The organism is Nocardioides sp. Root682 (assembly GCF_001427795.1).
Taxonomy (GTDB): domain Bacteria; phylum Actinomycetota; class Actinomycetes; order Propionibacteriales; family Nocardioidaceae; genus Nocardioides.
In genome coordinates, this window is the sequence record NZ_LMHJ01000001.1 from 1,812,153 (window position 1) to 1,830,388 (window position 18,236).

Annotated in this window: 18 protein-coding genes and 3 tRNA genes; 9 read left to right on the plus strand and 12 right to left on the minus strand. The window is 70.7% G+C overall.

Annotated elements, in window-relative coordinates; all coding sequences use genetic code 11:
* Window positions 1-216: 216 nt before the first annotated feature.
* Genes ASD84_RS08605 through ASD84_RS08615 form a run of 3 tightly spaced genes read left to right on the plus strand, consistent with a single transcriptional unit; the run spans window position 217 to window position 1,954 of the window.
* The gene (locus tag ASD84_RS08605) at window positions 217-1,197 is read left to right on the plus strand and encodes an ATP-binding protein (protein WP_156391689.1); all 981 of its coding nucleotides are present in this window, start codon (window positions 217-219) and stop codon (window positions 1,195-1,197) included.
* Window positions 1,198-1,238: 41 nt separating this feature from the next.
* Window positions 1,239-1,631 (plus strand): fluoride efflux transporter FluC, encoded by a 393-nt coding sequence (locus tag ASD84_RS08610; protein ID WP_056709105.1) that lies wholly within the window; start codon window positions 1,239-1,241, stop codon window positions 1,629-1,631.
* Window positions 1,628-1,954 (plus strand): fluoride efflux transporter FluC, encoded by a 327-nt coding sequence (locus ASD84_RS08615; protein WP_056709108.1) that lies wholly within the window; start codon window positions 1,628-1,630, stop codon window positions 1,952-1,954. The genes ASD84_RS08610 and ASD84_RS08615 overlap by 4 nt, the downstream gene beginning before the upstream one ends.
* An 8-nt stretch (window positions 1,955-1,962) precedes the next feature.
* Here ASD84_RS08615 and ASD84_RS08620 read toward each other — a convergent pair whose 3' ends face one another.
* From ASD84_RS08620 to ASD84_RS08630, 3 genes are all read right to left on the minus strand, one after another.
* Complete coding sequence (locus ASD84_RS08620; RefSeq protein ID WP_082573230.1) at window positions 1,963-2,328, minus strand: metallopeptidase family protein; 366 nt, start codon at window positions 2,326-2,328, stop codon at window positions 1,963-1,965.
* Between the two features lie 125 nt (window positions 2,329-2,453).
* Window positions 2,454-2,527, minus strand: a tRNA-Asp gene (locus tag ASD84_RS08625).
* 83 nt (window positions 2,528-2,610) lie between these two features.
* A tRNA-Glu gene (locus ASD84_RS08630) sits at window positions 2,611-2,683 on the minus strand.
* A 155-nt stretch (window positions 2,684-2,838) separates the two neighbouring features.
* On the opposite strand from ASD84_RS08630, the gene ASD84_RS08635 reads away from it, so the two are divergent.
* From ASD84_RS08635 to ASD84_RS08650, 3 genes are all read left to right on the plus strand, one after another.
* A tRNA-Phe gene (locus ASD84_RS08635) sits at window positions 2,839-2,912 on the plus strand.
* Window positions 2,913-2,997: 85 nt separating this feature from the next.
* Window positions 2,998-3,726 (plus strand): phosphatase PAP2 family protein, encoded by a 729-nt coding sequence (locus ASD84_RS08640; RefSeq protein WP_056709114.1) that lies wholly within the window; start codon window positions 2,998-3,000, stop codon window positions 3,724-3,726.
* Window positions 3,727-4,233: 507 nt separating this feature from the next.
* Window positions 4,234-5,619 (plus strand): hypothetical protein, encoded by a 1,386-nt coding sequence (locus ASD84_RS08650; RefSeq protein WP_056709118.1) that lies wholly within the window; start codon window positions 4,234-4,236, stop codon window positions 5,617-5,619.
* A gap of 21 nt (window positions 5,620-5,640) precedes the next feature.
* Here ASD84_RS08650 and ASD84_RS08655 read toward each other — a convergent pair whose 3' ends face one another.
* From ASD84_RS08655 to ASD84_RS08680, 6 genes are all read right to left on the minus strand, one after another.
* Window positions 5,641-5,823, minus strand: a complete 183-nt coding sequence (locus ASD84_RS08655) for a DUF3073 domain-containing protein (RefSeq protein WP_056709121.1) — start codon at window positions 5,821-5,823, stop codon at window positions 5,641-5,643.
* 178 nt (window positions 5,824-6,001) lie between these two features.
* Window positions 6,002-7,066: a phosphoribosylformylglycinamidine cyclo-ligase gene (purM, locus tag ASD84_RS08660; protein WP_056709124.1), complete on the minus strand. Its 1,065-nt coding sequence runs from the start codon at window positions 7,064-7,066 to the stop codon at window positions 6,002-6,004.
* A 52-nt stretch (window positions 7,067-7,118) separates the two neighbouring features.
* Entirely contained in the window at window positions 7,119-8,579 is a 1,461-nt protein-coding gene (purF, locus tag ASD84_RS08665; protein ID WP_056709128.1) for an amidophosphoribosyltransferase, read from the minus strand.
* A gap of 45 nt (window positions 8,580-8,624) precedes the next feature.
* Window positions 8,625-9,980, minus strand: coding sequence for a dipeptidase (locus tag ASD84_RS08670; RefSeq protein ID WP_056709130.1), 1,356 nt, complete (start codon window positions 9,978-9,980; stop codon window positions 8,625-8,627).
* A gap of 37 nt (window positions 9,981-10,017) precedes the next feature.
* On the minus strand, window positions 10,018-10,377 hold the full coding sequence (locus ASD84_RS08675) for a sterol carrier family protein (RefSeq protein ID WP_056709133.1): 360 nt from the start codon (window positions 10,375-10,377) through the stop codon (window positions 10,018-10,020).
* Window positions 10,377-10,949 carry a winged helix-turn-helix domain-containing protein gene (locus ASD84_RS08680; protein ID WP_056709135.1) on the minus strand — a complete coding sequence of 191 codons (573 nt, stop codon included), beginning with the start codon at window positions 10,947-10,949 and terminating at the stop codon, window positions 10,377-10,379. Before ASD84_RS08680 ends, ASD84_RS08675 begins: the two co-directional genes overlap by 1 nt.
* 81 nt (window positions 10,950-11,030) lie before the next feature.
* Between ASD84_RS08680 and ASD84_RS08685 the strand changes: the two genes are divergently transcribed.
* Both ASD84_RS08685 and ASD84_RS08690 read left to right on the plus strand, forming a co-directional pair.
* Window positions 11,031-12,299, plus strand: a complete 1,269-nt coding sequence (locus ASD84_RS08685; RefSeq protein ID WP_056709138.1) for an MFS transporter — start codon at window positions 11,031-11,033, stop codon at window positions 12,297-12,299.
* 13 nt (window positions 12,300-12,312) lie between these two features.
* A complete protein-coding gene (locus tag ASD84_RS08690; RefSeq protein WP_056709141.1) occupies window positions 12,313-13,344 on the plus strand; it encodes a hypothetical protein in 1,032 nt (343 codons plus the stop codon).
* 39 nt (window positions 13,345-13,383) lie between these two features.
* Here the strand turns inward: ASD84_RS08690 and purL are convergent, their stop codons facing one another.
* Window positions 13,384-15,657 (minus strand): phosphoribosylformylglycinamidine synthase subunit PurL, encoded by a 2,274-nt coding sequence (gene purL, locus ASD84_RS08695; protein WP_056709144.1) that lies wholly within the window; start codon window positions 15,655-15,657, stop codon window positions 13,384-13,386.
* 207 nt (window positions 15,658-15,864) lie between these two features.
* Here purL and ASD84_RS08700 point away from each other — a divergent pair, with 207 nt between their 5' ends.
* Entirely contained in the window at window positions 15,865-17,304 is a 1,440-nt protein-coding gene (locus ASD84_RS08700; RefSeq protein WP_056709148.1) for a glycoside hydrolase domain-containing protein, read from the plus strand.
* Between the two features lie 3 nt (window positions 17,305-17,307).
* Here the strand turns inward: ASD84_RS08700 and purQ are convergent, their stop codons facing one another.
* Both purQ and purS read right to left on the minus strand, forming a co-directional pair.
* Window positions 17,308-17,976 (minus strand): phosphoribosylformylglycinamidine synthase subunit PurQ, encoded by a 669-nt coding sequence (gene purQ, locus ASD84_RS08705; RefSeq protein WP_056709151.1) that lies wholly within the window; start codon window positions 17,974-17,976, stop codon window positions 17,308-17,310.
* The gene (gene purS, locus ASD84_RS08710) at window positions 17,973-18,218 is read right to left on the minus strand and encodes a phosphoribosylformylglycinamidine synthase subunit PurS (RefSeq protein ID WP_056709153.1); all 246 of its coding nucleotides are present in this window, start codon (window positions 18,216-18,218) and stop codon (window positions 17,973-17,975) included. The genes purQ and purS overlap by 4 nt, the downstream gene beginning before the upstream one ends.
* Window positions 18,219-18,236: the final 18 nt, after the last annotated feature.

Sequence of the window (18,236 nt, forward strand, 5' to 3'; positions counted from 1 at the left end):
CTTCGATGAACCTCTACGGGCATTCTTCCGCCTCCGGGCCGCACGTCCCAACCCGTGGCCATCGTCTGGTCGGTCACATCCTTCGGCAACCGTCACCAAATCTCCGGATTGCTGTTGGTTTAGTTGCGAGTTCAACGGGGTATCGGCTCCGGGATCGGGACCGTGAGGAACCGACCGCAGGACTCGGGCACTGAAACCGCAGTGGAAGGTTCACCCGTGCAGCACCGGCAGACCCTGGAGTTGGCCCCCGGGCCGCGCAGCGTCCACGACGCGCGCCGCTGGGCTGTGGAGACCTGCCATGAAATCGACCGCCCCGAGCTCGTGGACTGCGCCGAGCTCGCCATCTCCGAGCTGGTCACCAATGCCGTCCTGCACGCCGAGGGACCGATCAGGACCCAGCTGCGCGGCACCGCCGAGCACCCCCGTTTCGAGGTGCACGACGCGACCACCATCGCGCCGCAGCCGGCGACCCGAGCCGGCGGATTCGACCTCGATGCCTTCGACCTCGACATGTTCGACGCCCTCGACGAGGAACAGCTGCTGACGCTCACGACGGTCGGGCGTGGTCTCGACATCGTGGCCCGGGCCTCGGTGGCCTGGGGCGCCGAGATCGAGGAGGACGGCAAGGCGGTGTGGTTCGAGCCGGCGACCGAGCTCTCGGAGACCGCCGGAGCGCCGTACCAGCTCACCTACAGCTTCGGGGCGCTCCCCGAGGAGCACACCCGCGTCGGCGAGGTCGCCGTGCAGATCAACGGTGTCCCGGTCCGCGAGTTCGGTCAGTTCCAGCGACACCACCGCGACCTGCGCCGCGAGATCCGCCTGCTCGCCCTCGCCCACGAGCAGGACTACCCGCTCGCCCGGGTGCTCTCCGAGCACTTCGACGCGCTCGAGCGTCCGCTGCGCGCCAACATGGGTCGCGAACAGGTCGACACCGCCCACGCGGGCGGTCACGCGGCCGTGGACCTGCGCCTGCGGATGCCGCGAGAGGCCGCACGCCAGATCGGCGGGCTCGTCGACCTGCTGGACGCTGCCGACGACTTCAGCCGCGCCCAGCGACTGCTGACCGCCCCGCGGACCCCTGAGCAGCGCGCGTTCCAGATCTGGTTCCTCGGAGAGTTCCGCCGCCAGTCGGCGGGAGCGCCGCCGGTGTCCTGGCAGGGCAACGCCGGCTCGGGCGCTCCGTCCCGCGCGCTCTGACCTGCGCCTGCTCGACCACGGCCCGGCACTAACCTCACCCCATGAGTCCCTCGCCGCGACTGCTGCTCGTGGTGGCCGCTGGCGGCGCCGTCGGGTCCCTGCTCCGCTACCTCGCCGGCGAGGTCGCCCCGGACGGCTCCGGGTTCCCCTGGACCACCTTCGCGATCAACGTCGCGGGGTCCACGCTCCTGGCCGGCCTGCTCCTGCTGCCGCTCGCTCGACGTTCCCCGACCTGGGCCGCGGGTCTCGGCCCCGGGGTGTTGGGTGGCTTCACGACCTTCTCGGCGACCTCTGAGCAGGGCCGCGCCCTGCTCGCCGACGGCCGTACCGGCCTGGCTGCGGCCTATCTCCTCGGCACGCTCGCCGCGTGCCTCCTCGCCGCGACCGCGGTGGGAGCGCTGGCCCCTGCCCTGCCCGTGGAGGACGAGTGGTGACCGCGCTGCTGGTCGCCCTCGGTGGGGCCATCGGCGCCCCGCTCCGCTTCACCCTCGGCCAGCGGTACGACGGCCGGTGGCACCACGGGACGCTGGCGGCCAACATCGTGGCCAGCCTGGGCCTCGGCGCCTGCGTGGGCTGGTCGCTGGACGGGTCCGCGCTCGGCCTGGTCGGGACCGGATTCTGCGGCGGCCTGTCGACGTACTCGTCGCTGGCGGTGCAGGCCCGCGACCTGGGACCAGCCAGGGGCGCCGCCTACGCGGCCCTGACGATCCTGACCGGTCTCGCCGCCTGCACGCTCGGTTTCGCTCTCGCGGGGTAGTCCCTGGCTCAGGCGTAGCCGAGGTCGTGCAGACGGGCGTCGTCGATGCCGAAGTGGTGGGCGACCTCGTGGACGACGGTGATCCGGATCTCCTCGGCCAGGTCCGCGGCGTCGTCGCACATGTCGAGCAGCGGACCGCGGAACAGGAAGATCCGGTCGGGCAGGTGACCACCCATGGCGCTGTCGCGCTCGGTCAGCGCCACGCCGTCGTACAGGCCCAGCAGGTCGTCGGGCTCACCTTCCGGCGGCTCCTCCTCGACCAGCACGACCACGTTGTGCACCAGGCGGGCCAGCTCTTCGGGGATCCCGTCAAGAGCTGCGTCGACGAGGGCGTCGAACTCCTCGGGGCTCATCTCGACCGGCACAGGGTTCATTCTGCACGCCAGGTGTTCGCGCAGGCGTGGGGTTGGGGTCCCGCCCCTCGAGGCCGGAGGCCGCCAAAAACACCAAAGGCGACCCGGTCTGCGATTTCCGCAGACACAGGCCACCTGAGACTTTGCGACCCTGACGAGACTCGAACTCGCGACCTCCGCCGTGACAGGGCGGCGCGCTAACCAACTGCGCTACAGGGCCTTACTTGGTACTGGTGAAGCGGTGGAACTCTAACCCAAGGTTCTCCGTGGAATCCAATCGGCAACCACTTCGAACTCAGGCCGTACCCCCAACGGGATTCGAACCCGTGCTACCGCCGTGAAAGGGCGACGTCCTAGGCCGCTAGACGATGGGGGCCCTGCCACGCCAGACCGGAGTCAGGCACGGCCGGGACAGCATAGTGCGACCACGCGCGAAGCACCCAACTGCCATCGCGTGCGGGCCCACCCACGGCCACTGTCGCCCTCACTTTCGTACGACGGCACCCCCTCCGGTAAGGTTTGCGACTGCCTGGCCAGGTAGCTCAGTTGGTACGAGCGATCGACTGAAACTCGATAGGTCGGCGGTTCGACCCCGCCCCTGGCCACAGCGCAGACGAACACCCCCGTCGGTCTCCGGCGGGGGTGTTCGCATTCAGGTGGGAGTCAGGTTGCTCCCCGCATCCTGCTCGCATGCCGCTGCTGCCGACGCTTCCCGCCTGGTCCATCGAACACGGACTGGTTCCGCTGCTGCTGTTCGTCGAGAGCACGACGGCGCCCCGCAACGTGCTGGTCGTCGGCTTCCTGCTGGCGGCCGCGTGCGTGGTCCGCGGGCAGGTGCGCGCGTCGGTGTTCGTCGCCACGACGGTCTGGCTGACGTCGTACGCGACGACCGAGCTGAAGCAGGTGTTCGGGCGCGAGCGACCGCCGTGGCAGCTCGGCGAGCACGTCCACAACGGCGGGTCCTTCCCGTCGGGCCACAGCGCCGCTGCAGCGGCCCTCGTGGGCGTGGTGGTGGTGCTCAGCGTCCTCGAAGCCGGGACCGTCGTCCAGCGCCGTCAGCGGGCCCGCCTGGCCCTCATGGCCGGCGCTGTGGCCCTACTCGTGGTCGGCGCCGACCGGGTCCTGCTCGGCCGTCACTACCCCACCGACGTGCTCGCCGGCTTCGTGCTGGCCGGCGTCATCACCGTCGTCGTGGCCTTCTGCACCGGCATCGCACCGCGCGTGCTGACGGGCGCAGCCTCACTGCGGGACGGGCACCGGGCTACCCCGGACTCCCCACGCGAGCAGGCCACCGGCCAGCAGGCCCGTCACGGTGCCGGCAACCAGCAACCCGATCCACACCAGGCGCCAGGTGCCGTTGATGTCGTGCACGATCATCGGCAGGTCGCGCTCGTCCCCGAAGACGTCCTTGCTCGTTGACGTGCAGTCCACCACCGTCTCGCCACCCTGGCCCCTGAAGGTGCCGACCGTCGCGTAGTTGTGCCGCGAGACCGACGTGCCCTGCCGGTCTCCGCGCATCCTGTCCGTCGTGCCGTCGGAGTGCGTGATGGTGCACCGGATGTCGCTGGCGATGGTCTCGTTGAACCCTCGCCGCCGTCCCTGTTCGTTGAGGCGTCCGTTGCCGAGAGCAACGACGTACTTGCGACCGTCCTCCGCGTCGAGCGTCATCCTGCCGGGCACCCGCCCCTCGGCTTCGGGGTCCGAGGCATTCCAGGCCGACGAGGCGATCGCGACCACGAGACCGCCGACGAGCAGGGGCAGTGCGACCAGGAGCAGCCCCAGCGACCCGGTCACGATCCGGCCCCAGCGCCGCTTGCGCACCGGCGGAGCGACGGAGGGCTGCCAGGCAGCGCCAGAAGATCCCGTGGAGGCCATGGGCTGATCATGGCCGTCCCGGACGCTTCTGGGGAGCCCTAGAGTCAGCGGGTGCTCCCCCGCTTCGAGGTCATCGCCCGGCACCGACCGGTGGCGATCGTGGGCTCTCCGTTCGTCCAGGAGGAGTGCGATCCCACCACCGGAACCCGCTCGGGAACCGCGGCAACACCCTTCCTGGCGCCGTACGCCGCGATCGAGGTGGCCCTGGCCTCCGGCGCCGGTACGACGACCCTGGCCCTGACCGCCGCCGACGGCTCCACGCTCAGCGTGAGCCTCGTCGAGGGTTCCGTGTCGCTGTCGGTGGCCGTCGGTGGCTCCGGGAGTCGGCACCGCAGCCGTCGCCACGGCCGGGTCCGGGCGGCGCCGACGCGGTTCGCGCTGACCCTCACCGGTACACACCTCGCCGCGCTGACGTTCGAGAACGACGCCTGGCTGGTCCGCGGGCGGGTCGACGTCGCGGGGCTCCTCGACACCCGGGACCCTGCCTGGCTCGGCGGGCTCACCAGCTCGTGGGTCTCGACCGGCTCGACCGGCCCCGTCGGCGCTGTCACGGGCTGGTCGGCGGGAGCATTCGGGCAGCTCGGCCTGCGCGACATCCGGCTCGTGTCACACGCCGACGGGTCGCCGTACCGCGACGAGGGAGCGGTGCTGTTCACCGCCACCAGCGCCGGACCTGGCTTCTTCGACACCGGGCACACCTCGCTGTGGCGGCTGGACGGGACGCGCCTGACGCACTGTTCCGACCTGTTCTTCGAGCGCCCGGACCGCACCGGCAGCTTCGGCGACCATGCCACCCACCTGGTGCGCGACGGCGAGCGGTGGCTGGTGGCGACGAGCACGTGGGCCGACTTCCCCGGCGCCAAGGCGCAGCGCCGCGACGCGACCGTCCAGATCTCCCTGGCCGAGTCGACCGACGACCTGCTCCGGGGACAGCACGTCCTGGCCACGCGGTTCCTGGCGCTGCCGACCGACGGGCCGAGCGTGGGCGTGTGGGACCCCCACCTGGTGCGCACGGCGACCGGTCAGTGGCTGGTGGGCTACGTCAGCGCGAGGAAGTTCTTCGACTTCCACCCCGTGCTGGCATCCGGGCCGTCACTCGACGAGCTCACGCTGCGTGGCGCAGCGACCGACCGCCGGGCGACCGAGGGCACCACCATCGTGCGCATCGGTGACGACTGGCGAGTGCTCGCCAGTGACGGCAGGGACAGCTCGAGAGCGACCCGCGGCCGGTTCCCGGTCTTCGACCTGGAGCTCCGCGAGGTCGGTGCCCTCGAGGCGCCGTACCCCACGAACATCCCGTGGCCGACCGTCATCGCGCCGGACGAGTCCCGGCCCGATGACGAGTGGTCACTGGTGACGTTCGACGGCACGCCCGCAGGCGGGCGGCTCGCCGGTTACGGCACCCACGGGGATGTCGTGGTGATGCGTGCGCGGTGAGACGCACGCGAACTGCTCAGCTCAATCGCGACGGTCGGAATAGTCCGACCACTCGTCGCGCTCGTCGACCTTCTCGACGACCTCTCGCGGAGCGGGCTCACCATGGAGCTCGCGCGCAAGGGCCGACAGATCGGTCTCGTGCGTCTGGTACTTCAGGTCGCGTGCGACCTTGGTCTGCTTGGCTTTCGCTCGGCCGCGGCCCATAGGGTCCAGCCCCCTCGCACACTTGGCCGGTAGCCCTCAGGGCCCCGGACTGCTGAATCTGAGTCTCGTGGGCACAACATTACATGGCCCGTGGGTGTTCCCGTACTCCGGTCCCAGCGATCCGCCGGGTTTGAGGCCCATGTCACCTACCGGGTCCCCAACTGGGCCACCGAGGCAGTCACCAACCGGGGTGCTGGCCCACCAGCTCGACGGTGCCCTTGAGCTCCGGGTCGGCGGTGACCTCGCCGGCGACCCAGGCGTTGATGCCGAAGTCGGCAAGGCGAGCGATGGCAGCATCCACGGAGTCGGGCGCCGTCAGGGCGACCATGCCGACGCCGCAGTTGAGCGTGGCCTCGAGGTCGGGCTGCGAGACGTTGCCGAGCTTGCGGACGACGTCGAAGACCGGGCCGGGCGTCCAGGTGCCGCGGTCCAGGGTGGCCTTGAGCTCGGGCGGCATGACCCGCGCGAGGTTGTTGGCCAGGCCACCACCGGTGACGTGCGCCATCGCGTGGGTCTCGGTCTCGCGGGCAATCGCCAGCGACGGCTTCGTGTACAGCCGGGTCGGCACGAGGAGCTCCTCGCCGAGCGTGTGGCCGAACTCGTCGACCTGGCGGTCGACCGTCCAGCCGGCCTGGGTGAAGAAGACGTGGCGGGCCAGGGAGTAGCCGTTGGAGTGCAGGCCGCTGGCCTCCATCGCGATGACGACGTCTCCGGAGCGGACCAGGTTGGCTCCGAGCAGGGCGTCCGCCTCGACGACACCGGTCGTGGCACCCGCGACGTCGTACTCGTCAGGGGCGAGCAGCCCGGGGTGCTCAGCGGTCTCGCCGCCGACGAGCGCGCAGCCCGCCTCGACGCACGCCTCAGCGATGCCCTTCACGATGGCGGCGATCCGTTCGGGGACCACCTTGCCCGTCGCGATGTAGTCGGTCATGAAGAGCGGCTCGGCGCCGCAGACGACGAGGTCGTCGACCACCATCCCGACCAGGTCGAACCCGATCGTGTCGTGCTTGTCCATCATCTGCGCGACCGCGACCTTCGTGCCGACACCGTCCGTGGAGGTGGCGAGCAACGGGCGCTTGTAGGACAGCAGGGCCGACGCGTCGAAGAGGCCGGCAAAACCGCCGAGGCCACCGAGCATCTCGGGGCGGCGGGCCTTCTCGATCCACTCCTTCATGAGGTCGACGGCGCGGTCCGCGGCGTCGATGTCGACGCCGGCGCGGGCGTAGGCGTTGTCGTTGCTCATGGTTTCTCCGTCAGCGAAAGGGTCTCGACAGGCTCGACCAGCGGGGCGGGGGTCAGGGGTTGTTGAAGACCGGGAGGGCTTCGCCGTGGGTGCTCGGCTGGAGCGTTGCTTCGAGCAGGTGCTTGCCGAGCAGGCTCTCGTCGGGCAGCTCGATCGGGTACGTCCCCGTGAAGCAGGCGGTGCACAGGGTGCTCTCCTGCTGGCCGGTGGCGTTGATCATCCCGTCGAGCGAGATGTAGCCGAGGCTGTCGGCGCCGACGCTGGCGGCGATCTCGGCGGCGTCCAGGCCGTTGGCGATCAGCTCGGCGCGGGTGGCGAAGTCGATGCCGTAGAAGCACGGCCACTTCACCGGCGGGCTGGAGATCCGCACGTGGACCTCCAGGGCGCCCGCCTCGCGGAGCATCCGGACCTGGGCGCGCTGGGTGTTGCCGCGCACGATCGAGTCGTCGACCACGACGATCCGCTTGCCGCGGATCATGTGCTCGAGCGCATTGAGCTTGAGCCGGATGCCGAGCTGGCGCAGGGTCTGGCTGGGCTGGATGAACGTGCGCCCGACGTAGGCGTTCTTGACGAAGCCCTGACCGAAGGGGATTCCGCTCTCCAGCGCGTAGCCGGACGCAGCCGGGGTGCCGGACTCGGGCACCGGGATGACCAGGTCGGCGTCGACCGGGAACTCGCGGGCCAGCTGGCGGCCCATCTCGACCCGGGCCTCGTGGACGCTGGTGCCGGCGATGGTCGCGTCCGGGCGGGCGAGGTAGACGTACTCGAAGACGCAGCCCTTGCGGCGCGGCTCGGCGAACTTGTGGGAGCGCAGGCCGTCCTCGTCGATGACGATCAGCTCACCGGGTTCGATCTCGCGGATCACGCTCGCGCCGACGGTGGCCAGTGCCGAGTCCTCGCTCGCGACGACCCAGCCACGGTCGAGCCGGCCGAGGACGAGCGGCCGGATGCCCTCCGGGTCGCGGGCGGCGTACAGGGTGTTCTCGTTCATGAAGACGAACGAGAACGCGCCGTTGACCTGCGGCAGCAGCTCCATGGCCCGGGCCTCGAGCGACTGGTCGGGGTGGTGCGCGAGCAGCGCGGTGACCAGGCTGGTGTCGTTGGTCGCGGCCTCGAGGTTGCGCGCGTGGATGTCCAGCTCGCCCTCGTCGCTCGGCAACGCGGCGACCATCTCGGCCAGCTCCGCGGTGTTGATCAGGTTGCCGTTGTGGCCGAGCGCGATGGACCCGTCAGCGGTCGGACGGAAGGTCGGCTGCGCGTTCTGCCAGGTGCTGGCACCGGTGGTGGAGTACCGGCAGTGGCCGACGGCGAGGTGACCGCCGAAGGACGCGAGGGTGTTCTCGTCGAAGACCTGGGAGACCAGTCCCATGTCCTTGTAGACGAGGATCTGCCGACCGTTGCTGACCGAGATCCCTGCGGACTCCTGCCCTCGGTGCTGCAGGGCATAGAGACCGAAGTAGGTCAGTTTGGCGACGTCTTCACCCGGGGCCCACACACCAAAGACTCCGCACACGGTGCTGAGCCTACCGGCCGAGCGCGCTGATCTTCATTTCGGCGATCAGGAGGTGCCGAGGTTGCGGAGCAGGAGGGCTTCGGCGAGCAGGACCTTCTCGAACTCGGCCAGGTGCAGGCCCTCGTTGGGGCCGTGGGCCCGGGTGTCGGGGTCCTCGACTCCGGTGACGAGCACGGAGGCCTGCGGGAAGGTCTCGAGGAACTCGGCGATGAACGGGATCGAGCCGCCCACGCCCATGTCGACGGGCTTGGTGCCGTCCCAGGCCTCGGCGAACGCTTCACGCGCGGCGTCGTACGCCGGGCCGGTGGCGTCGATCTGCGTGGCCTCACCGGTGTCGACGACCGTGGTGGTCAGCGTGGCACCCCAGGAGACGTTGGCCTCGAGGTGGCGCTGCAGGCAGGCGAGGGCGTTCTCGGTGGTGTCGCCGGGGGCGATCCGGAGCGAGATCTTCGCGCGCGCCGCGGGGACGAGCGTGTTCGAGGCGCCGTCGACCTTGGGGGCATCGAGACCGGTGATGCTGAGCGCAGGCTTGGTCCAGAGCCGCTCGACCGCCGAGCCCTCGCCGATCCACTCGATGCCGGCCGCCGCACCGGACTCGGCCCGCAGGCGCTCCTCCGGGTAGTCGACGTCGGCCGCGGATCCGCTGAACAGGCCCTCGACGGCCACGTTGCCGCGGTCGTCGTGGAGCGTGGCGATCAGGCGGGACAGGGTGATCAGGGCGTCGGGCACCAGGCCGCCCCACATGCCCGAGTGGACGGCGTGGGTCAGGGTGCGGACCTCGACGTCGACGCGCACGAGCCCGCGCAGCGAGGTGGTGAGGGCGGGGACACCGATGTCCCAGTTGCCGGAGTCGGCGATCACGATGACGTCGGCAGCGAGGCGGTCCTGGTAGGCCTTGAGCAGCGCCGGCAGGGTGTCGGAGCCGACCTCCTCCTCGCCCTCGATGAACACCTTCACCGTGACGGGCAGCTCGTCGCCGAACGCGCGCAGTGCAGCGATGTGGGTGATGATCCCGGCCTTGTCGTCGGCGGCACCGCGGCCGTAGAGACGGCCGTCCCGCTCGGTCGGCTCCCACGGCGGGCTGTCCCACTCGGCGTGGTCGTTCTCGGGCTGCACGTCGTGGTGCGCGTACAGCAGCACGGTGGGCGCGCCTTCGGGTCCGGCACGGTGGCCGATCACGGCAGGCGGGGCGCCGTCGTACGCACGAACGATCTCGACGTCGACGCCTTCGGCGGCGAACAGGTCGGCCGTCGCCTGGGCGCTGACCTCCACCTGGTCGAGGCGGTCGGGGTCGGCGCTCACGGACTGGATGCGGACGAGGGCCTCGAGGTCGGATCGGACGCCCGGGAGGAGCTCGGTGAGACGCGTACGCAGGTCATGGGTGGAGACAGGTGCGGTCATGGGCCCCAACTTATGACGTGGCTGCGTGTCGCCGAAATCACCCCAGCGGGAGGTACGGCGCCAGGTCGGTCCGCTCGCCGCTCGCCCTGACCCGTCCGCTGTCCACGGCCTCGGTCCAACCGACCTCGCCGGTCGCCAGGGCGAGCCAGGTCACGGCGTCGGTCTCGATGACGGCGGGCGGCGTGCCGCGCGTGTGCCGGACGCCTTCGATGACCTGGACGGCGGCGTACGGCGGCACCCGGACCTCGACGGACCGGCCGGGCGCGCGCTCCTCGAGCACCGCGAGATAGTGCTTGGTGAGGAGCCGGAGGTCGGCGCGGTCAGGCGTCCCCGCCGCGATGCGCGCCTGCGCGGCAGCCACCTCGGCGGGGTCGGCGGGCTTCAGCCGGGACGCCATCAGGCCTCGTCCGGCACGGGGAGCTCCGGGTACGGCTGGATCAGCTGGAAGACCGAATAGGTCTCCCGGTCCGCGTCGGGTCCGCCCGTGCGGCCGGCGTCGCGGTAGCGCTCGATCACCTCGCTGAGCTCCTCGAGCAGCTGTTCGGACTCGTCGGCGGACAACAGGAGGGACCACTCGGACACGCTCTTGCGCACCGGCGTCTCCGTCTGGTCCAGGGCCCGTTCGACCAGGTGCCGGCCCCATTCGATCGCGTTGCGCTGGAAGACGGTGTACGCCGCCCGACCGCCCGGGCGGGCGAGCATGTCGGACGTGCGGAACCGGATCCCGTCGGGGTCCACGAGGCGCCACACGCGGTCGCGCTTGTCGCGCCCGGCTTCGGGGTCCTCCTCCACCAGACCGTACTTGGCGAGCTGACGCAGGTGGAAGCTCGCCTGGTTGGCCGGTACGTCGATGCGGCGGGCGACGTCCGCGGCCCGCAGGGAACCGGCGGCGGAGAGCTCGTGCAGCACCCGGTTGCGCGTCGGGTGGGCGATCGCGCGCAGGATCCGCGGGTCGTCGTACATCACCATGGGCACAGCCTAGCGACATGCGCACCACTCTTTGCGCAATATATGTTGCGCAATGGTTCTTGCGCATCTTATGGTGCGGGGATGGCCTCCTTCCGATCGCTCTCGCGGAACCGCGACTTCACCGCGCTGTGGGTCGGCGCCACGGTGTCCGAGCTCGGCACCCGGATCACCGCCTTCGCCATGCCGCTCGCGGCGTACGCGATCTCGGGGTCGGCACTGTGGGCGGCAGCGGCCGAGGGGATCTTCCTGCTCGGAATGGTGGCGATGCTGCTCCCGGCCGGGGTGCTCGCGGACCGGAGGCACCGCTTGCGGTTGATGCGCTTCTCGCTCGGCGCCGGCGTCCTGCTCTACGGCTCGCTCGTGGTCGCCGGCGTGAGCGGTGCGCTGACGCTGCCCCACCTGCTCGCCGTCGCCCTGGCCACCGGCGTCGTCACCGGACTCTTCAGCCCCGCGGAGTACTCCGCGATCCGGAGCATCGTGTCCCAGGAGGAGCTGCCGACCGCCCTGAGCCAGCAGCAGGCCCGCCAGCACGTCGCCGGCCTGCTCGGCGGCCCGGTCGGCGGGGCGCTGTTCTCCCTGGCGCGATGGGCACCGTTCGCCGCAGACGCCGTCACCTACGCCGCCGGGTGGCTGCTGCTGGGCCGCGTCCGCGCCGACCTCTCCCCCGCACCCGCCGCCAGCGACGCCCACCCGGTCCGCGACCTCGGCGAGGGACTGCGCTTCCTGTGGGACCGGCCGTTCCTGCGTGTGCTGCTCGTCTGGTCGCCTGCAGCGAACCTCTCGATCAACGCACTCTTCTTCCTCGCCCTGCTCCGGCTGATCGAGGCCGGATTCCCGGCCTGGCAGATCGGCCTCGTCGAGACGGCCATCGGGGGCTTCGGCATCCTGGGCGCGCTGGCCGCGCCCCGACTGATCGACCGCTACGCGACCGGGCCGCTGACGATCGTGGTCGCGTGGAGCTTCGTGCCGTTGTCGCTCCCGCTCGCGCTCTGGAACCATCCGTGGGCGCTGGCGCTGGCCGCCTCGGTCGGCATGTTCCTCAACCCGGCCGGCAACGCGGGCGTGATGGCCTACCGGATGGCGATCACGCCCACGGCTCTCATCGGTCGCGTGCAGTCGACCATGCAGTTCACCTCGATGCTGACCATGCCTGTGGCGCCGGCGCTCGCGGGCGTCCTGCTCTCCGTGTTCGACGGCGGCACGGCCGTCCTCGCTCTGACCGCGTTCGTGGCAGCAGTGGCCCTGATCCCGACCCTGTCCCGCTCGGTGCGGCAGGTCCCGCGTCCACCGGACTGGCCGCGGATCGCGGGCCCAGAGGTGGACCAGACACCCGCCCTTGCCAGCACCTGAGCAGAATGGGTCCATGCTTCTCCGCCGCTGTGCCGCCACCGCCTTCGGACTCCTGGTCCTCGCTCCGGGCCTCGCCGCCTGTGGCGGCGGGACCGACCTCGAGGTCGGTGACGTCGTTCCTGCCCGGGACGACGCCCAGTTCGTCGACGGCACCGCGTCCTCGGTGACCCTTCCGGTCGGCCGGCTCGAGGTCACCCTCGGCAAGTCCACCACCCAGCTCGCCGCCAGCGACAACCGCCAGCTCGAGGAGATCGCCGCGCCCGACGGCAGCACCTTCGTCCCGCTGACCTGGCAGTACGACGCCGCGACCTTCGGGGAGTACGCCGACTACATCACCAACGACGACGGTCCGACCATCGACCTGGTGTCCGACGGGGCGTCGTACCGGCTGCCCGCCCCACGGGAGATGGGCGAGGGCTCGACCTCCTTCTACGTGCTGGTCTCCGGCTCGGGCAAGGAGCCGAGCCTCGCGGTCGACTTCGACGGCGTCACGCAGACCCTCGACCTCAACACGGGCGAACGCGACACCGGCGCCGCGGCGCCGCTCTACGACCTCGAGGCGCCCAAGGACAAGCGGCGTCCCTGCCAGGCCGACGTGGAGTTCACCACCAAGCGGGTGGCGAAGGACTTCACCTGCAGCGTGCGCCGCGTCGCACGCTTGCCGTACGCCGGCGACGCGTGGGCCGAGCCCGGCCACACCTGGCTGGTGATCACCATCCGTACCTCGATCCGACGCTTCGACCAGGTGGCGAAGGACTTCCGCTCCGGCGCCGTGTACTTCGCCAGCGACGTCGAGTCGACGTTCAGGCTCGGCGACGTCGAGGCCAGCGCGGTCATCGAGGACCAGGACGAGCGCGTGTGCCCGGATGTTCGCCAGGGTGGTTGCACGACGGTGAACCATGTCGTCTTCGACCTGGCCGACAAGGCCTCGACCCGCCTCACGGTCGAGCAGAACTACGAGCTGACGCTCAACTCCGTGTACGGCGGCGCCGACGCCAGGGAGACCCTCGAGCTCCCGCTGACGACCACCACGACGGTGCGCTGACCTCAGGCCGCCCCGGGTCAGCCGGGGGTCAGTCGGGGGTCAGCCCAGGGCCGCCGGCAGGGTCGCCGTCCAGGCGTCCCGCAGGTCGGCGACAGCGACGTCGAACTGTCCCTCGACGACGAGGGCGTCACCGCCCGTGGTGCCGAGCTCGGTCATCGGCACGTCGTGGCGGGCACACAGGGCGCGCAGCTCCTCGATGTCGACGTCCTCGACGGTGATCACGGCACGGGCGACCGACTCGGTGAAGAGCGCGACGAACGCGTCTCCTTCGAGGGTCACGGTGGCCCCGATCCCGCTGACCATGGCGCCCTCGGCCAGCGTCTGCGCCAGACCACCGTCGGACAGGTCGTGCGCGCTGGTGGCCACGCCCACGAGGTCCTTCAGGAGCCGGGCGAGGTTGCGCTCGGCGTCGAGGTCGACCTGCGGCGGCAGGCCACCGAGGTGGCCGTGCACGACGTTGGCCCACTCGGAGCCGGACAGCTCCTCACGGGTGGTGCCGAGCAGGACGATCTGCTCGCCGGCCGCCTGGAAGGACGACGGCGTGCGGCGTCGTACGTCGTCGATGACGCCGAGCACGGCGACGACAGGAGTCGGCAGGATGGCCGTCTCGCCGGTCTGGTTGTAGAGGCTGACGTTGCCGCCGGTGACCGGGATGCCGAGCTCGAGGCAGGCGTCCTTGAGGCCACGGCAGGCCTCGGCGAACTGCCACATCACATCGGGGTCCTCGGGGGAGCCGAAGTTCAGGCAGTCGCTGACGGCCAGCGGCATGGCGCCGCCGGTGGCGACGTTGCGGTAGGCCTCCGAGAGCGCGAGCTGCGCGCCGGCGTACGGGTCGAGCTTGGCGAAGCGACCGTTGCAGTCGGTGGCGACAGCGACACCGAGGTTGCTCTCCTCGTCGACGCGGATCATCCCGCTGTCGGAAGGCTGCGCGAGGACGGTGTTGCCCTGCACGTAGCGGTCGTACTGGTCGGTGATCCACGACTTGTCGCACAGGTTGGGGCTCGCGACGAGCTGGAGCAGCGTGGCCTTCAGCTCCTCGCCGGTGGTCGGGCGCGCGAGCGCCTCGGCCTTGTCGGCCTGCAGCGCGTCCTGCCAGTCGGGGCGGGCGAAGGGCCGGTTGTAGACGGGGCCCTCATGGGCGACGGTGCCCGGGGGGACGTCGACGACGCGCTGGCCGTGCCAGTCGATCTCGAGGCGACCGGTGTCGGTGACCTCACCGATGACCGCGGCCTCGACGTCCCACTTGGCGCAGATCGCCAGGAAGGCGTCGACGTTCGCCGGTTCGACGACCGCCATCATCCGCTCCTGCGACTCGCTCATGAGGATCTCCTCGGGCGAGAGCGTGGAGTCGCGCAGCGGCACCTTGTCGAGGTGGACGTGCATGCCGCCGTCACCAGCAGACGCGAGCTCGGAGGTCGCGCAGGAGAGCCCGGCGCCGCCGAGGTCCTGGATGCCCGCGACGACGTGGGCCGCGAAGAGCTCGAGGGTGCACTCGATGAGCAGCTTCTCCATGAACGGGTCGCCGACCTGGACGGCGGGGCGCTTGGCCGGGCCGTCGGCGTCGAAGGTCTCGGAGGCGAGGACCGAGACGCCGCCGATGCCGTCGCCGCCGGTGCGGGCGCCGTACAGGATGACGAGGTTGCCCTTGCCCGTGGCGTTGGCCAGGTGCAGGTCCTCGTGGCGGAGCACTCCGACGCAGAGCGCGTTGACGAGGGGGTTGCCGAGGTAGGTCTCGTCGAAGACGGCCTCGCCGCCGATGTTGGGCAGCCCCAGGCAGTTGCCGTAGCCGCCGACGCCCGCGACGATCCCGGGCAGCACCCGGTGGGTGTCGTCGGCATCGAGCGGGCCGAAGCGCAGCGGGTCCATCACGGCGACCGGGCGGGCACCCATCGCGATGATGTCGCGGACGATGCCGCCGATACCGGTCGCGGCGCCCTGGTAGGGCTCGACGTACGACGGGTGGTTGTGGCTCTCGACCTTGAAGCTGACCGCGTAGCCCTGGCCGATGTCGAGGACGCCGGCGTTCTCGCCGATCCCGGCGAGCATCGGACCGATCGGCGTCACCTGGGGGATCTCGCCGAACTGCTTGAGGTGCACCTTGGAGGACTTGTAGGAGCAGTGCTCGCTCCACATCACCGAGTACATCGCCAGCTCGGAGCTGGTCGGCCGGCGCCCGAGGATCTCCTTGATCCGGTCGTACTCGTCGGTCTTGAGACCGAGGTCGGCCCAGGGCTGCTCGCGCTCCGGGTCGCCGGTCGCGACCGCGACGGTGTCGAGCGCAGGACGGGACGGTGCAGGAGCGGAGTCGGCCACGGGGCAAATCTATCGGCCGTGGTCGCCGGCCCCTCCGCCCGCTCCCCCATGAGATCGGTCACCGGGCTGCTCACGCTGCGCTCCGCCCGCTCCTGCCGCGAATTACAGGTCTGTAGTTACCCCGGAAGGCTGTTACTGGTGTGAAAGTTGGGGTTACCGTGACGTGGCCACCACGGCTCTTCCTTCTTCCCCTGGAGTTGTTCCGCCATGTCTGTCCGGCTCGTTTCCACCTCGGTACGACGACCCGCGCCGCACGCACGCCTGCGCCAGCGGTCCGGTCGGATCGCCACCGGCGTCCTGGCGGCCGCGCTCGCGCTGACACTGCTCGGACAGCTCCGCAGCGACACCCCGACCCGCGACCCGCGGCCGATCGACCTGACCGCCGCCGGCACCAACCCCGCGACCCCCGGCAGCTTCACCGGCTACGGCTTCGACCAGTGCCTGACCCCGTCCCAGGCCGCGATGACCGCCTGGCTCGAGCACTCGCCCTTCCTCGCCGTGGGCGTCTACATCAGCGGCAACTCCCGCGCCTGCCGCAACCAGCCGAACCTCACGCCGGCGTGGGTGAGCACCCAGCTCGCGAAGGGCTGGCGGATCCTGCCCATCACGCTCGGCCCCCAATCCACGTGCGTGGGCCGGTTCCCCCGGTACGGCCCGAGCATCGACCCGACCATCAGCAACAGCAGCACCAGCGGCTACGCCGCCGCCCGCAAGCAGGGCGGCCTCGAGGCGATCAACGCCGTCGCCGCCGCCCAGGCGCTGGGCATCACCCCGGGCAGCACGCTCTGGTACGACATCGAGGGCTGGTCGGACTACCGCAACGCGACCTGCCGGGAGTCGGCTCTCGCGTTCCTCTCCGGATGGACGATCAGGATGGGCAAGAACGGCTACGTCTCGGGCGTCTACTCCAGCGCCGGCTCGGGCATGCGGATCCTCGACGACGCCCGCGCCGCGGGCCGTACGGACGTCACGCTGCCCAGCAGGATCTGGCTCGCTCGCTACGACAACGTCGCCAACACCTCGGCCTCGCAGTACTTCAGCGACGCCGGCTGGCAACGGGCCCGCGTGAAGCAGTACACGGGTGGACACAACGAGACCTGGGGCGGCGTGACGATCAACATCGACCGCAACTTCCTCGATCTCGGCAACTCCACCCCGGCCGCGGAGTCCCACTGCGGCGGTGTCCGGATCGATCTCTACCGGTACCGCGCGGTCACCTTGCCGACGGCGGCCTCGGTCCCGAACCCCGACCTGGTCAAGGCCCTGCAGTGCCTGCTCCGGGAGAAGGGCGTCTACGTCAGCGGCCCGATCAACGGGAACTACGGCCCGCGCACCCGCGCGGCAGCACAGGCCTGGCAGAAGCGCACCGCCTCGCGGGTCAGCACGACCTTCGCCCTGCGTGACTGGATGACGCTGCTGTCCGACGGCCCGCGCAACGTCATCAAGATCGGCTCACGCGGCGTCGACGTACGACGGGCGCAGCGGGCGATCCACGCCGCGATGCCGACCCTGGGCATCAAGATCGACGGGATCTTCGGCACCGACATGGCCGCCGACGTCCGCTCCTACCGGAGCAAGGTCGGTCTGACCTCGGCCGGGATCGTCAACACGAGCACCTGGGCGAAGCTGCAGACCGGACGCTATTGAGCGTCAGGCGAAGCTGCGCTCGACCAGCGACGTGAAGAAGCCCAGCCCGTCCAGGCCGCTGCCGGTGAGCTCCTCGACGGCGTGCTCCGGGTGCGGCATCAGGCCGACCACGTTGCCGCGCTCGTTGGTGAGTCCGGCGATGTCGTTGAGCGAACCGTTCGGGTTCATCTCGAGGTAGCGGGCCACGACCTGGCCCTCGCCCTCGATCCGGGCGAGCGTGGCGGCGTCGGCGACGAAGCCGCCCTCGCCGTTCTTCAGCACGATCCGGATCTCCTGGCCCTGGTCGTAGGCAGAGGTCCACGGCGTGCGGTTGTTCTCGATGCGCAGCAGCTGGTCGCGGCACACGAACTTGCGGTGGTGGTTGCGGATCAGCGCACCGGGGAGCAGGTGCGACTCGCACAGGATCTGGAAGCCGTTGCAGATGCCGAGGACCGGCATGCCCTGCTGGGCCTTGGCGATGACCTCGGTCATCACCGGGGCGAAACGCGAGATGGCGCCGCAGCGGAGGTAGTCGCCGTAGGAGAAACCGCCGGGCAGGATCACCGCGTCGACACCCTTGAGGTCGGCGTCGCCGTGCCACAGGGCGACCGCTTCGTTGCCGCCGATGCGGACCGCGCGCTGCGCGTCGACGTCGTCGAGGGAGCCGGGGAAGGTGACGACCCCGACCTTCACTGCTCGACGCTCACGGCGTAGTTCTCGATGACGGGGTTCGACAGGATCGTCTCGGCCATCTGGCGCACCTCGGCCAGCACGGCGTCGGTCACCTCGCCGGCGAAGTCGATCTCGAACCGCTTCCCCTGGCGGACGTCCGTCGCGCCGGTGAAGCCGAGCCGGGGCAGGGCACCGAGCACCGCCTTCCCCTGGGGGTCGAGGATCTCGGGCTTCGGCATGACGGAAACGACGACTCGGGCCACGGGCCGCAGTCTAGTGAC

What these genes read in the sequence shown, in the direction of transcription:
- ASD84_RS08610 (WP_056709105.1), top strand. Translation starts at nt 1,239, where the DNA reads ATGAGTCCCTCGCCGCGACTGCTGCTCGTGGTGGCCGCTGGCGGCGCC.
- ASD84_RS08620 (WP_082573230.1), bottom strand. Translation starts at nt 2,328, where the DNA reads ATGAACCCTGTGCCGGTCGAGATGAGCCCCGAGGAGTTCGACGCCCTC.
- ASD84_RS08640 (WP_056709114.1), top strand. Translation starts at nt 2,998, where the DNA reads ATGCCGCTGCTGCCGACGCTTCCCGCCTGGTCCATCGAACACGGACTG.
- ASD84_RS08655 (WP_056709121.1), bottom strand. Translation starts at nt 5,823, where the DNA reads ATGGGCCGCGGCCGAGCGAAAGCCAAGCAGACCAAGGTCGCACGCGAC.
- purM (WP_056709124.1), bottom strand. Translation starts at nt 7,066, where the DNA reads ATGAGCAACGACAACGCCTACGCCCGCGCCGGCGTCGACATCGACGCC.
- ASD84_RS08670 (WP_056709130.1), bottom strand. Translation starts at nt 9,980, where the DNA reads ATGACCGCACCTGTCTCCACCCATGACCTGCGTACGCGTCTCACCGAG.
- ASD84_RS08675 (WP_056709133.1), bottom strand. Translation starts at nt 10,377, where the DNA reads ATGGCGTCCCGGCTGAAGCCCGCCGACCCCGCCGAGGTGGCTGCCGCG.
- ASD84_RS08680 (WP_056709135.1), bottom strand. Translation starts at nt 10,949, where the DNA reads ATGGTGATGTACGACGACCCGCGGATCCTGCGCGCGATCGCCCACCCG.
- ASD84_RS08685 (WP_056709138.1), top strand. Translation starts at nt 11,031, where the DNA reads ATGGCCTCCTTCCGATCGCTCTCGCGGAACCGCGACTTCACCGCGCTG.
- ASD84_RS08690 (WP_056709141.1), top strand. Translation starts at nt 12,313, where the DNA reads ATGCTTCTCCGCCGCTGTGCCGCCACCGCCTTCGGACTCCTGGTCCTC.
- ASD84_RS08700 (WP_056709148.1), top strand. Translation starts at nt 15,865, where the DNA reads ATGTCTGTCCGGCTCGTTTCCACCTCGGTACGACGACCCGCGCCGCAC.